Consider the following 12,649-nt stretch of genomic DNA (forward strand, 5'->3'; position numbering starts at 1 on the left):
GGCTGGGTGAGGGAGCGCTGCGGGGCTACTCGATGTGGATGGGCTTCACTTCAGTGATAGTGGTTTTGCCGCGGAAGAACCACGCCAGCAGGATGGTGCCCAGGACGGCAATGGCGGTGGACACCATTGCGAGCGATGGCACCAGGGGCAGCAGGACGAACACGACGACGGCCGAGACCAGCAGGGCGAACACGGTGGTGCGGGGCTGCTTCATGGACACGATTGCCTGAACCAGGACGGCACCTAGAACGGTGGGCAGCACATACAGCCGGGTGACGAGCAGAACCGACGGGGGAATGACGCTGATGAGCCAACTGCCGAGCAGCCCAACGAAGATCGCCAGCGAGATCAGGTGGACCGCAGCAGCACCACAGATAGCCACGACGGCGGCGAGCTCGGCGCGCTTGCTGCCCGGCTTTGCGCCGATATTGGTTTGCGCGATGAGGGCAGCAGGCAGGAGTTTGTTGGAGATGTTGCCAATCATGAACGCCTGGTACATCGCGGCCGGACCCAGAATCGGATAGTACGTCAATGGCTCGACGATCCAGATGATGCCGAACGTGGCGGCCACTGCGGCGAAGGCAATCCAAAGCTGTCCAGGGCCTATGTCCAGGCCAGTACCGAAGACAAGGTACAGAGGGCCGGCCACGGAGATCAGCAAGCCGCAGATCATGGTGATCTGGCCCCATCGGGAGGTGGTGCGGCTGAAGTCGGCCATGGCGGTGTTGTTGTCGGGGGTGGTGGGAGCGGAAGTGATGGAAGACATGAGGGGTGTTCCTTTCGTGCTCAAAGTCCGGGGCTGAAGGCGGGAGGTGGGATCAGGCGCCGACAGCGAGGTAGGCAGTGCCCAGCCCGATGACGATGGAGATGCCGAGCCCCCACTCACGCAGCCAACTCTTGCCGAGCTTCTTGGCCAGCAGCAGGCAGGTGCCCATGACCGCGGCGGAGACGGCGAAGGACAACACATGGATCCCTGACTTGGGCAGTTCCGTGAGCCCCAGACAGGAGAAGGCTCCGATCAGGGCGGCGGCTGGGACGATGGCCATGGCGGCCGGGTTCACGGATCGGATCTTGGCGTCGCCCTTTCGCAGGACCGGGGTCAGGATCAGGGTGGCGAGCATCCACATCGCTCCGCCAATGCTCATGGCGAAGAAGGCGACAGCGAAGACACTTTGCGTATAGCTGGCATCGCCGAGCTTGGCGCCCATGGAACCGGCGGCGATACCCGCGGCGGACACGTCGTAGGCAGCCGAACCGATCAACCCAATCCTGGAGAGCACGGCCGGCGCGCCGAAGAGGCCGAGCAGCGCAATAGCGACGAGAGAAACTGCCAGGGAGGGGCCAATGGCCGATACAGCGCCCGAGCGGAACGAGGTCTTGATGTCCTGCGTGCTCATGTCCACGGATGGGGCGGCAGTCCGGGCAGCTTTCATGAAGATGACGGACTGAATGATGATCACGCCGAACACGCCTGCCACGCAGATCCACAGGACGGGATTGTTGGCGATGGCCATGATGTCGGTGGAATCGTTGGGGGCGAGCGGTTGAAGAGCCAGGGGTTGATGCATGGGAACCTCCGGTGTTGGCCCCTCGGCAAGTCCACATCCGAACCACGCTGTTCGCATCAGATGCTCTGGGGAAAATCCTACCCAGCGACCAGATCGGCCAGTGGGTTACCAACACCTTCTGCTATGAGCCGGATCACACACAATAGCTGACGGAATCAGCCTTCAATGTGGCCGAATCAGTCAAAGCTTGCCTTTCATTGTTTCAGGACTTCCCCCACCGCATGTGACCCGGCACACTTTCAGGCAGTAGCAATCCAGCAAAGGAGCACCATGCCTGACACCCTTGGCGAGCTGTCCGCCGTCGAACTTTCCGCAGCCATCCGCGAGAAGAAGGTCTCGGCGCGCGAAGCCTTGGCAGATCATCTGGAGCGCATTTCCGAGGTAAACCCAGCGATCAACGCCGTGGTGACGCTCGATGCCGAAGGCGCCCACGCCTTGGCGCACCGCGCCGACCAACTGACAGCCTCGGGGGCCGCCTTGGCGCCCCTCCATGGCGTACCCATGACGCACAAGGACACCAACAACACCGCCGGGATGCGCACCACCCAGGGCTCCCTCGCCTTGCGTGACTTTGTTCCCGACGCCGACGACCTCATCATTGCGCGATTGAAAGCAGCCGGCGTCGTCACTACAGGGAAGTCGAACGTTCCCGAGTTTGGTGCGGGCTCCCATACGTTCAACGACCTCTTCGGCACCACCACTAACCCTTACGCGCCAACGCTGAGTGCCGGCGGCAGCAGCGGTGGCGTGGCCGCCGTCGTCGCGTCCCGCGTCCAGAGCATCGGCGACGGCAGCGACATGGGCGGTTCGCTTCGCATCCCGGCCTCCTTCTGCAATGTGGTGGGTTTCAGGCCGTCGACGGCGGTCATCCCCATGCCGTCCGACGTCAACGCCTATGCGTGGCTGGGAAGGACGGGGCCCATGGCCCGGAGCGTGGAGGACATTGCCCTGTTCATGTCCGTGACAGCGGGCAAGGATCCCCGCGTTCCGCACCCTGCAGGCCTTGATCCCAAGGTATTCCGGGCTGGACTCGAGACCGACATGCGCGGTGTTCGGATTGGCTGGTCGCGGGACTTTGGCATCGGCGTTCCGGTGGACCCGGAGATCGTGGAGCACCTCGAACGGCAACTGGCCGTCTTCGAGGGCCTTGGTGCGATCGTTGAGGAAGCCACCCCGGACTTCAGCGAAGCAGACCTGGTATTCGGCAACACGCGTGCCATGGACTTCGCCGCGGGCCTGGGGCCGATTCTGGAGCGCGCCGGAGACGTTATCAAGCCCGAAGTGCACTGGAACGTGGAGAAGGGATTCGCCCTCACTGCGCGGGACTTGATCGAGACAGCCGCCGCCCGTACTCGCCTTGAACGCAGTGTGCAACAGTTCTTCGGGCGCTACGACCTCTTCGCCAGCCCGTGCGCCCAGGTCCTGCCCTTCGACGCAAAACTGCGGTACCCCTCCGATATTGCCGGCGTGGCCTCCGAAACATACTTGGACTGGATGCGCTCAGCCTGCCTCCTGTCCGCCACGGGCCTGCCGGTGCTCAGCGTTCCGGCTGGCTTCAGTTCCACGGGGCTTCCCATCGGCCTGCAGCTGGCGGGCAACCATTACACGGATATGCAGTTGCTCCGGTATGGCCGCGCATTCGAGCAGCAGACCGGGTACGCCGCCGTCGCTCCTGTTGTCACAGCGGCCCGGGAGCCACTTACGACGATGAGCGCATGACCCTGCCGCCGCGCTTTCGCGCGTCCAGCAAAATGGAAACATCCACAGTGACGGCGTTCTGCGCCCACTCCGAGTCCGTGATGAAGCGGTAGAGGGCTGACATGTCCTCCACGGTCACATCGGCCATGATCTGGTAGTCCCCGGCGATCGCCGCGGCATAACGGACAGTGGGAAGCTCTGCCAGGCTTTTTCCAACGTGTTCAACATGCTGCGGCGAGGCCCGGATCCAGAGCAAGGCCTCGACTCCCAGCCCAAAGGACGCCGGCTCAACGATTGCGCGCAAGTGGATCTGGTTGTTACCCAGCAGCCACTCACTGCGGCGCCGTGCGGTTGCCTCCGAAACACCCACGCGGCGTCCCAACGCTTCAAAACTCATCCGGCCGTCGGCGCAGAGGGCGTCGACAAGCTCGTTGTCCTGGCGGCTCAAATCCTGCCGGGGCACCAGGATGCCTGTGTCCTGGGTGAGGCTGGAGCGGAGCGCCTCCGCTTTATCGGCAGTGAGAATCTCCGGGCGCCACCCACGGATGGTCCGGAAATACCGGAGGACCGGGTAGCTGGTGGCATCGCGCAAGCCTATGGTGGATGGCAGTTCATCCGACAACACGTCGGCCATGCGGGACGGCTCGGTGAGTATCTCCGCCACGCAATCACCCGTTCCGGTGGTGGTGTAGACAAACGTGGTGTCAGTCCGCTGCGAGAGCGCCTGGGCAGCGGCACGGACTGTGCCCGGCATGCACCGCATTTCCACCAGAACCACGGCTGGCCTGGGGCGGATCCCCACCACGGCGACAGCTCCGGACTCCAACAGCTGTGAACCCCGACGGGCGACAGTTCGCTCTGCTTCGCCGAGGACCGCGGCCATCTTGCGCCAGGGGCACCGGGGATCAAGTTGGAGGGCAGCAACGATCTGCCGCTCCAAAGCGTCAAACACCACCATGCAAGCTCCGTCCGTTGGGGTCGCTCAATTTCACCACGGACTTCGGTGCGTTGTGTTCCCTGGTGGGTGCCGCCGTCGAACCTTAACGACAGATGCCCCGCACCCAAGCTGGGGCGGGGCATACTGGTCAAGCTTAGGGTTTAGGCGAAGTCGGAGACTGCCGGGTCCGGTCCAATGCGCCCCTCGGCACCGCGGTCCAGGCCATTGATGGCCTCGATGTCGGTGGCGTCGAGAGTGACATTGAGAGCCGCGAAGTTCTCCTGGATGCGGGACTCGGTGACGGACTTGGGAATGACCACATTGCCGATGGCCAGGTGCCAGGCGATGACGACCTGGGCCGGAGTTGCATCGTGCTTCGCAGCAATCTCAGCTACGGTGGCGCTTTCGAGCAGCTCGCCACCCTGTCCCAGCGGCGACCAAGCCTGGGTCAGGATGCCCTTGGAGGCATTGAATTCACGCAGCTCGGCCTGGTTGAAGAACGGGTGCAGTTCAACCTGGTTGATGGCCGGAACGACGCCGGTTTCATCGATGATGTGCTGCAGGCCTTCCTTGGTGAAGTTGGAGACACCGATGGACTTGACCCGGCCGCGCTTCTTGAGCTCGATGAGTGCCTTCCAGGTGTCAACGTACTTTTCCTGCTTGGGCTGCTGCCAGTGAATCAGGTAGAGGTCCAGTGTCTCCAGGCCGAGGTAGTCCAGGGACTTCTCGAAAGCCTCAAGCGTGGACTCGTATCCCTGATCCGCATTCCACAGCTTGGTGGTGATGAAGATTTCCTCGGCGGAAAGGCCTGAGGAGGCAATGGCACGGCCAACGCCTGCCTCATTGCCGTAGATCTTGGCGGTATCGATGTGGCGGAACCCGGCTTCGAATGCCTGGCGCACCACCTTTTCGGCTACATCGTCTTCAACTTGCCACACCCCGTAGCCGAGCTGGGGGATGGTGTTGCCGTCGTTGAAAGTAAGTGTTGGTGACGAAGTCATGTCTGCCATCCTGCCAGCACGAAGCCGCCAAAAGCGCCGAATGTTACGGAGATCAGCTATGCGCTTAACTTATTGCTCATGAGGAATAAAGGCGTGCGCGTGTAGTTGCGCACGCTTGGCTTATTCTCACTACCCCGTCAGGGGTTGAGCTGGCGCTCCGCATCGGCAACCTGTTCGAACACGGACTCCGCGCGTCGCCGGACAGACAATGCTCCTACTGGAACGGGGCCAACGGCCAGTCGCAGCATCGCCGCGGCTTCGGCGGTAGTAGCCAGCGAATTTCCGGCCTTGGACAAGGCACGGTGAACCCCTGCAAGCGCCCCGGGTACATCGAGGCCGTCGCTCGGGGAACGCTTTTGTGCCTCGACGCAAATAGTCCTGACGCGCGGCGACAACTCGGCCAGTTCATTGGCTATCTCCACGAGTTCGTTGTACAACTGGTCATCGTCAACGCCCTCAAGAACCTGGTGATACCTGTCCAGTCCCCGGTGGAAGCGGTCGTGGGCGCGGCGCCACAGGCCTTTGCCAAGTTCCAGATCGTCCTTCCGTCCTTGGCGGACGGCCCCAAAGAAACCCACCTGCGAACTCAGAGGTACTGACCCGGACCGTGGTCGGGGTCTTCCGGCCGGCCGTGCGGAGCGGCGCCAGGGGCACCCTGCGCTGCAGCCCGCTGTGGTTGGCCGTTCTCGCCGATGACGATGCCCGGCGCGATGACAGTTCCCGGCGGGAGCTGACGAAGCTGCATCTGGGCGGCCGCGTGTTCCTTGGCTGCCTGCTGGGCTGCGATCGCGGCCTGGATACCGTGGAACAAACCCTCCAGCCAACCCACGAGCTGTGCCTGGGCAATCCTAAGCTCGGCGTCGGAAGGCGCCTTGTCTTCCGGCAGGGGCAAGCTTATCCGTTCCAACTCTTCAATGAGTTCCGGAGCCAGTCCGTCCTCAAGTTCCTTGATGGAGCGCTCATGTATTTCGGCAAGGCGGCCACGGGCGGCGTCGTCCAAGGGTGCGGCCTTAACCTCTTCCAGGAGCTGGCGGATCATGGTGCCGATCCGCATCACCTTTGCAGGCTCGTCAACGAGCTCATGGAGGTTGGTTGCTTTGGGCTTGATGTCCTTTCCGGACTTCTCCTGCCCGGATGGCTGTCCATCGGCTGCCGTCAGGTCCCGGTCCAGCCTGGCGCCGTCGGGCGTGGCGCCGTCCAGCGTGGTGCCCTCCACAGGGGTGTCGTCCGAAGGGGTGTCGTCCGAAGCCTCATCCGTGGGCTGAATGTTGTTCAGATCGCTCATTGGTTCATACTCTCATGTGGTTCAAGCGAACCCGGGTCCTGGGACTGTATTTGGACTTCGTTCGTAGCGAAACTACACGTCAGCAACACCGGCCCTGGGGATTGCTGTCCTGCCGGTCCATCCGGTCCCGCCAAAACTCACGTTCCGTCATGGCGGGACCAGCGTGGCCACCGGCGTTGAAGTGTTCCAGGTACTTGCTGTACGCGTCGGCACCCATGAGCGAGCCCATGTAGGTAGCGAAGCCACGAAGCCCTTTAGCCACGGCATTCATCAGTGATGCGCGGCCTTCTGCGTTCGATTCTCCGCCGGGAGTGCATCCCATTCCGCGAGCAGGACCTTCTCGGCCGTCGTGGGGATCAACCCGGCGGGGGCGAACACCTTGGATGGCACGGCCGGGTCCTCATGATCCTGTCCACCTCCGGCGCGGATGGCTTTGATGGTTGCCAGCAGTGCGGCGACAATCACGATGATGCTCAGCGTCACGAAGATGACGGAGAGGACGCCCTGGATCGCGGTATTGCGGACCACCGCTTCCATGGCCGCCACGGTCTTGGCGGTCCCGAACTCCGTCTTGCCATCGGCCAGGGCCTTGGAGAATGCCTGGTTGTTGGCAAAGTAGCCCACGGCCGGAACGGGCGAGAAGATCTTGTGGAAGCTGGCCGTGATGGTCACGACGGCGACGAAAGCCAGAGGGATCGCCACGATCCACAGCCACTTGAACACTCCGCGCTTGGCGCAGATGGCAAGGCACACGGCCAAAGCAATGGCCGCCAGGAGTTGGTTGGCGATTCCGAACAGCGGGAAGAGCGTGTTGATGCCACCCAGGGGATCGGTCACGCCCATCAGGAGCACCGCACCCCAAGCGCCCACCATGATGGCCGTGCACAGCCAGGCGCCGGGACGCCATGAGGCTTCCTTGAACTTCGGAACAAAGTTGCCGATGGAGTCCTGGAGCATGAACCGGGCAACACGCGTGCCTGCGTCCACTGCCGTCAGGATGAAGAGGGCTTCGAACATGATGGCGAAGTGGTACCAGAAAGCCATCATGCCGGGCCCGCCAACGAACTGCTGCATGATGTGAGCCAGGCCGACAGCCAGTGTGGGAGCACCGCCCGAGCGGGAGATGATGCTTTCCTCGCCTACGTCCTTGGCCGTTTGGGCCAGCACGTCCGGGGTGATGTTCACGTTCGCCAGGCCGAGACTGTTGACCCATTGCGCCGCGGATTCCACGGTGCCGCCGGTGAGGGCAAGGGGAGCGTTCATGGCGAAGTAGATGCCGCGGTCGATCGAGATTGCTGCTACGAGGGCCATGATGGCCACAAAGGATTCCATCAGCATGCCGCCGTAGCCGATGAAGCGGGTCTGCCGCTCCTTCTCGATCAGCTTGGGCGTGGTCCCGGATGAAATGAGCGCGTGGAATCCGGACAAGGCACCACAGGCGATGGTCACGAACAGGAAGGGGAACAACGCACCGGAGAAGACCGGGCCGTTCTCCCGCCCGGCGAACTCGCTGAACGCCGGAACGGTGATTTCCGGTCGCACCACGATGATGGCGAGGGCCAGCATCACGATCACGCCGATCTTCATGAACGTGGACAGGTAATCGCGCGGCGCGAGGAGCAGCCACACAGGCAAGATCGCGGCGATGAACCCGTAGACGATGAGGCCCCAGGCAATAGTGACCTTGTCCAGGTGGAAGAACGCCGCACCCCACTCGGTTCCGGCCACTGCGCCGCCGCCAATGATGGCAGCCATGAGCAGCACGAAGCCGATGATGGATACTTCCATCACCTTGCCAGGCCGGATGAAGCGCAGGTAGACGCCCATGAACAGCGCGATGGGGATGGTCATGCCCACAGAGAAGACACCCCACGGGCTCTCGCCAAGGGCGTTGACCACCACGAGGGCGAGGATGGCCACGATGATGATCATGATGAGCAGGGTGGCCACAAGGGCCGCGGTTCCACCAATGACACCAAGCTCCTCACGTGCCATCTGGCCAAGGGAACGGCCACCGCGGCGCATGGAGAAGAACATGACCAGGTAGTCCTGGACGGCTCCGGCAAGAACGACGCCGATAATGATCCAGATAGTGCCTGGCAGGTAACCCATCTGGGCTGCGATGACAGGTCCCACCAGTGGACCGGCGCCGGCAATGGCAGCGAAGTGGTGGCCGAAGAGCACGTTGCGATCCGTGCGGACGTAGTCTTTGCCGTCCGCCTTGTACTCGGCAGGGGTGGCACGGTGGTCGTCCGGTTTGAGCAGGTAGCGCTCTATGACTTTGGAATAGAAGCGATAGCCGATCAGATATGTGCACACTGCAGCGAAAACGAACCAGATGGCGTTGACGGTCTCGCCGCGCACCAGCGCGAGCATGAACCACGCCACCGCTCCAAGCAGTGAGATTCCCACCCAGAGGCCGATCTTGGCCGGAGTCCACCTGCGCTCCCCAGCTTCGCGGACCGAGTCGTCCACGGCCGGTGCAGGCACTGTCGGATCAAGCCCTTCCTCCAGATCGCTGAGGTCAAGTTCTTGTTGGTCAAGTTCTTGTTGGTCAAGTTCTTCTTGGTCAGGGGCTCTGCCCATGTCTCCTCCTTGAGAACTGCTGCCGTTGGGGCGCTGAACATTCAGGGAGGACGCTAACAAGGCACTCAATTACAGCAGATCTGCCCACGCCGGAACGAAGGGGTCCGTGCGGTAAGCGGTGGTTCCCGTGCGGTGGGCGTGGCGGGCAAGCAGCTAGCCTGCTCCCCCACTCCCCGGCGCCTGCACCTGCACCTGCACCTGCACCATGCGTGCTTCGCAGAGATCCAACCAACGCACTTCGGCTTCGGCCTGGAAGATCAGCGAGTCGAGCACCAGCAGTCCCGCCGTGTCCATCGAACGCTGGTTGGCGGACACCGCCTTTCGCGCTTGAGTGTGCTCCTGCAAAGCCCTGACGGAGACCTCACGCTGGGATTGGATCACCGCTGAGGTATCCACGCCCGGAAGCGTCACGGCGAGCGCCAGCTTGATGGCAATCTCGTTCCGTGGCGGGGTGCCACGGTCCACGGCACCACCAAACCAAGCCCCGACTTCCTCAGCTCCCGCATCAGTGATGCTGTAGACGACGTGGCCACCGCCGTCGTCGCCGTCTTTACTGACCAGGCCATCGCGCTCAAGCCGGTCCAGCGTGGTGTAAACCTGTCCGATGTTCAGCGGCCAGGCTGCGCCGGTACGGTCCTCGAATTCGACGCGCAACTCATAGCCGTACCGGGGCTGGTCCTGGAGCAGGGCCAGCAAACTGTGCCGGATGGACATATGGTTCCTCGCTGCAGTTGGTGGGTCGAATCAGAGGAGCAGCAGGACCTTGCCAACGTGCTCGCCGGAGTCGAAGTACTGATGGGCTTCCCTCACCTGGTCCAACGGGAAGGACTTGGCGACGAGTGGCCTGATCCGGCCGTCCGTGAGCATTGGCCACACGGATTCGCGAACGGCAGACATGATGATGCCCTTTTCGGCTACCGGCCGAGGCCGGAGGGCCGTGCCAATCACGGCAGCACGCTTGCTGAGGAGCTGTCCCAGGTTGATTTCGGCTTTTGTCCCGCCCTGAAGGCCGATGATGATCAGCCTGCCGTAGTCGGCAAGTGCGTCGACGTTCTGTTGCAGGTATTTGGCACCCACGACGTCGAGGATCACGTCCGCGCCTTTGCCGCCGTTTTGGGCTTTGAGGCTTTCGACGAAGTCCTCTTCGGTGTAATTGATGGCAATGTCTGCGCCCAGGAAGGCCTTGGCGGTGCCCACTTTTTCGTCAGTTCCGGCCGTCGTGGCCACTGTTGCGCCGTGCGCCTTGGCCAACTGGATGGCCATAGTGCCAATACCCCCCGTAGCCCCGTGAATGAGCACCGTCTCACCGGGTTGCAGCTGCGCCGTCATGATGAGGTTTGAGTACACGGTCGCAGCAACTTCGGGCAGGGACGCCGCCGTGACCAGGTCCACGCCTTCGGGAACCCGGAGCACCTGCCCGGCGGGAACCGCCACCTGCTGGGCGTATCCGCCACCGGAGAGCAGTGCCACTACTTTGTCCCCCACGGAGAACGCTTTGGTGACGCCGGGACCAAAAGCTGCGATACGGCCGGAAACTTCAAGGCCGGGAATTTCCGAGGCTCCCGGTGGAGGCGGGTAGAAGCCGCGCCGCTGCTGGACATCGGCTCGGTTCAGGCCGGCGGCCACGACGTCGATCAGGACCTCGCCTGCGCCCGGCACCGGGGAGGGGACCTCCCGGATTTCGAGGACTTCGGGCCCGCCTGGCTCTGAGATGTAGACGGCTTTCATGACGAACTCCCGGTTTCTTGCTGGTCCTCCAAGGCCCCGGGCAGGGTTTGCAGGACGTGATGTTTTGGAACAGCCAACTCCCTATGAAACACTACTAGGCGAGGAAGGTTGTCCGAGCGGCCTAAGGAGCTGGTCTTGAAAACCAGTGTGCGGTAACCCCGTACCAAGGGTTCAAATCCCTTACCTTCCGCCAAGAGATGCCCCGGGTTCCATAGCCCGGGGCATTTTTGTGTGTGCAAGTGCTGCCCTGATGGCAATTCGGGGTGCGGAACTGAGAACTGACACCCGGAAGATCATTGAAACTGTCAGACCCCCCGCATAGTGTTCTGTCTGTCTCCACACCACTGACACAAGCCGTAGCTTTCGCCACGGAATAACAACAGGAGCCTGACCTATGCCTAAGCCCGACATCACTCCCGGCGCACCCTGCTGGATCGATCTGATGACGTCCGATACGGGAAAGGCCAAGGCCTTCTACACTGCCCTGTTTGGCTGGACCTACGAGACCGGGGACCAGGAAAAATACGGCGGCTACATCACGGCGTCCAAGGACGGCCGGATGGTTGCAGGCATCATGGAGAAGCAGGCGGACATGGGTGCCATGCCGGATGTCTGGTCAACCTACCTGCGCACCGATGACATCAAGGCAACCACGGAGGCAGCTGCCGCCAATGGAGGCCAGGTGTATTTGGAGCCCATGGAGGTCCCGGAGCAGGGCAGTATGGCCATGTATGGGGATGCCTCAGGCGCCTCCATCGGAGCCTGGCAGTTCGGTGACATGAAGGGCTACGAGGTGGCGGCCGAGGCGGGGGCTCCCGCGTGGCATGAACTCCTTTCCAAGGATTACGAGTCCGCGGTCACCTTCTACCAGAAGGTCTTCGGCTGGGACACGGACGTCATGAGCGATACCCCGGAATTCCGCTACACAACCCTTGGCGCCGGCGATGACGCGAAGGCAGGCATCATGGATGCCTCCGGCTTCCTGCCCGAGCAGGTCCCCTCCATGTGGAGCGTGTACTTCGCCGTGGAGGACACGGACGCAACCGTGGAGCAAGCCGCAGCCCTGGGTGCCACCGTCATGCAGCCAGCGGAGGACACTCCGTTCGGGCGGCTGGCCACGTTGTCGGACCCGACAGGCGCCGTCTTCAAGGTGATCCAGGATTTGGGACAGACGGCCTAGACTTTGACACTTCGGGTCACGCCCGGCTGCCTCCCACCCAGAGTCGGCCGGGCTGATCCACTCATTGCCGGCATTGGGGGATCGGCCGGCATGGGTCCTTTTCTGGTCCCTCATTGTTGACCACAGGTCCGTTCTTCCGACGCATCGTGGTCCTTCTGGAATGAGGACAGAATGCTCCACCGTTCGAAAACCGTACGGATTGCTGCCGTACTGGGCATGGCATCACTCGCACTGGCAGGTTGTTCGTTGATCAGCAGCGGAGACGCCAAACGCGATGAATCCGGCAAGCCGACGGAGTCGTCCAAGGCCGACGCCTTCAAAGTGAAGTTGGGCGATTGCATCGCCAACCCGGACAGCCAGGAAGTTGTGGATGTCACCATCATTCCGTGCGATCAGAGCCACGACCTTGAAGCCTTTGCACTGACCAACATGGACGCTTCAACGTTCCCCGGCGATGCCGAGGTTGGCACACAGGCTGAGGAGTACTGTGGCGCACAGTTTTCAACGTTCGTTGGCTTGCCGTTCGAAGAATCCGCGCTGGAGGTCACCTTCCTCCATCCCACAAGCGACTCCTGGAAGAACGGCGACCGCGAGATCGTCTGCCTCATCGGTGGCGCCGCCGGGTCCGCCACCACAGGGTCCTTGAAGGGCGCTGCGAAATAGCAC

At 62.5% G+C, this 12,649-nt stretch carries 13 protein-coding genes and 1 tRNA gene; 4 read left to right on the plus strand and 10 right to left on the minus strand.

What is annotated here, in order from left to right; translation table 11 throughout:
- Window positions 1-25: 25 nt before the first annotated feature.
- Both GVL04_RS12255 and GVL04_RS12260 read right to left on the minus strand, forming a co-directional pair.
- Window positions 26-766: a hypothetical protein gene (locus tag GVL04_RS12255; RefSeq protein ID WP_159704639.1), complete on the minus strand. Its 741-nt coding sequence runs from the start codon at window positions 764-766 to the stop codon at window positions 26-28.
- A gap of 52 nt (window positions 767-818) precedes the next feature.
- Entirely contained in the window at window positions 819-1,568 is a 750-nt protein-coding gene (locus tag GVL04_RS12260; RefSeq protein ID WP_159704642.1) for a DUF5058 family protein, read from the minus strand.
- 270 nt (window positions 1,569-1,838) lie between these two features.
- On the opposite strand from GVL04_RS12260, the gene GVL04_RS12265 reads away from it, so the two are divergent.
- A complete protein-coding gene (locus GVL04_RS12265) occupies window positions 1,839-3,287 on the plus strand; it encodes an amidase (RefSeq protein ID WP_159704645.1) in 1,449 nt (482 codons plus the stop codon).
- Here the strand turns inward: GVL04_RS12265 and GVL04_RS12270 are convergent.
- The 8 genes from GVL04_RS12270 to GVL04_RS12305 form a co-directional block, all read right to left on the minus strand.
- On the minus strand, window positions 3,268-4,224 hold the full coding sequence (locus tag GVL04_RS12270; RefSeq protein WP_159704648.1) for an Lrp/AsnC family transcriptional regulator: 957 nt from the start codon (window positions 4,222-4,224) through the stop codon (window positions 3,268-3,270). The two genes, GVL04_RS12265 and GVL04_RS12270, sit on opposite strands and share 20 nt — an antisense overlap.
- A gap of 140 nt (window positions 4,225-4,364) precedes the next feature.
- The gene (locus tag GVL04_RS12275; protein WP_159704651.1) at window positions 4,365-5,204 is read right to left on the minus strand and encodes an aldo/keto reductase; all 840 of its coding nucleotides are present in this window, start codon (window positions 5,202-5,204) and stop codon (window positions 4,365-4,367) included.
- Between the two features lie 137 nt (window positions 5,205-5,341).
- Window positions 5,342-5,782: a hypothetical protein gene (locus GVL04_RS12280; protein ID WP_159704654.1), complete on the minus strand. Its 441-nt coding sequence runs from the start codon at window positions 5,780-5,782 to the stop codon at window positions 5,342-5,344.
- 8 nt (window positions 5,783-5,790) lie between these two features.
- Window positions 5,791-6,489, minus strand: a complete 699-nt coding sequence (locus GVL04_RS12285; RefSeq protein ID WP_159704657.1) for a bacterial proteasome activator family protein — start codon at window positions 6,487-6,489, stop codon at window positions 5,791-5,793.
- A gap of 79 nt (window positions 6,490-6,568) precedes the next feature.
- Window positions 6,569-6,760, minus strand: a complete 192-nt coding sequence (locus GVL04_RS12290; protein ID WP_159704660.1) for a YbdD/YjiX family protein — start codon at window positions 6,758-6,760, stop codon at window positions 6,569-6,571.
- Window positions 6,760-9,075, minus strand: a complete 2,316-nt coding sequence (locus GVL04_RS12295; protein ID WP_235036263.1) for a carbon starvation CstA family protein — start codon at window positions 9,073-9,075, stop codon at window positions 6,760-6,762. The genes GVL04_RS12290 and GVL04_RS12295 overlap by 1 nt, the downstream gene beginning before the upstream one ends.
- Before the next feature lie 153 nt (window positions 9,076-9,228).
- On the minus strand, window positions 9,229-9,789 hold the full coding sequence (locus GVL04_RS12300; protein WP_159704663.1) for a PadR family transcriptional regulator: 561 nt from the start codon (window positions 9,787-9,789) through the stop codon (window positions 9,229-9,231).
- A gap of 30 nt (window positions 9,790-9,819) precedes the next feature.
- Entirely contained in the window at window positions 9,820-10,803 is a 984-nt protein-coding gene (locus GVL04_RS12305) for an NAD(P)H-quinone oxidoreductase (protein WP_159704666.1), read from the minus strand.
- Window positions 10,804-10,905: 102 nt separating this feature from the next.
- Between GVL04_RS12305 and GVL04_RS12310 the strand changes: the two genes are divergently transcribed.
- The 3 genes from GVL04_RS12310 to GVL04_RS12320 all read left to right on the plus strand — a co-directional run bounded on the left by GVL04_RS12310 (window position 10,906) and on the right by GVL04_RS12320 (window position 12,646).
- Window positions 10,906-10,996 (plus strand) — tRNA-Ser (locus GVL04_RS12310).
- A gap of 201 nt (window positions 10,997-11,197) precedes the next feature.
- Complete coding sequence (locus GVL04_RS12315) at window positions 11,198-11,983, plus strand: VOC family protein (protein ID WP_159704669.1); 786 nt, start codon at window positions 11,198-11,200, stop codon at window positions 11,981-11,983.
- 171 nt (window positions 11,984-12,154) lie between these two features.
- Window positions 12,155-12,646, plus strand: a complete 492-nt coding sequence (locus GVL04_RS12320) for a septum formation family protein (protein ID WP_159704672.1) — start codon at window positions 12,155-12,157, stop codon at window positions 12,644-12,646.
- The last annotated feature ends 3 nt before the right edge of the window (window positions 12,647-12,649 follow it).

Source organism: Arthrobacter sp. 18067, from assembly GCF_902706295.1.
In the GTDB taxonomy this organism is placed as follows: Bacteria; Actinomycetota; Actinomycetes; order Actinomycetales; family Micrococcaceae; genus Arthrobacter.

Bases quoted from the DNA above. Each gene is read 5' to 3' on its own strand.
- GVL04_RS12315 (WP_159704669.1), top strand. From the start codon at position 11,198: ATGCCTAAGCCCGACATCACTCCCGGCGCACCCTGCTGGATCGATCTG.
- GVL04_RS12260 (WP_159704642.1), bottom strand. From the start codon at position 1,568: ATGCATCAACCCCTGGCTCTTCAACCGCTCGCCCCCAACGATTCCACC.
- GVL04_RS12300 (WP_159704663.1), bottom strand. From the start codon at position 9,789: ATGTCCATCCGGCACAGTTTGCTGGCCCTGCTCCAGGACCAGCCCCGG.
- GVL04_RS12320 (WP_159704672.1), top strand. From the start codon at position 12,155: ATGCTCCACCGTTCGAAAACCGTACGGATTGCTGCCGTACTGGGCATG.
- GVL04_RS12270 (WP_159704648.1), bottom strand. From the start codon at position 4,224: ATGGTGGTGTTTGACGCTTTGGAGCGGCAGATCGTTGCTGCCCTCCAA.
- GVL04_RS12290 (WP_159704660.1), bottom strand. From the start codon at position 6,760: ATGAATGCCGTGGCTAAAGGGCTTCGTGGCTTCGCTACCTACATGGGC.
- GVL04_RS12295 (WP_235036263.1), bottom strand. From the start codon at position 9,075: ATGGGCAGAGCCCCTGACCAAGAAGAACTTGACCAACAAGAACTTGAC.
- GVL04_RS12275 (WP_159704651.1), bottom strand. From the start codon at position 5,204: ATGACTTCGTCACCAACACTTACTTTCAACGACGGCAACACCATCCCC.
- GVL04_RS12285 (WP_159704657.1), bottom strand. From the start codon at position 6,489: ATGAGCGATCTGAACAACATTCAGCCCACGGATGAGGCTTCGGACGAC.
- GVL04_RS12255 (WP_159704639.1), bottom strand. From the start codon at position 766: ATGTCTTCCATCACTTCCGCTCCCACCACCCCCGACAACAACACCGCC.
- GVL04_RS12305 (WP_159704666.1), bottom strand. From the start codon at position 10,803: ATGAAAGCCGTCTACATCTCAGAGCCAGGCGGGCCCGAAGTCCTCGAA.
- GVL04_RS12265 (WP_159704645.1), top strand. From the start codon at position 1,839: ATGCCTGACACCCTTGGCGAGCTGTCCGCCGTCGAACTTTCCGCAGCC.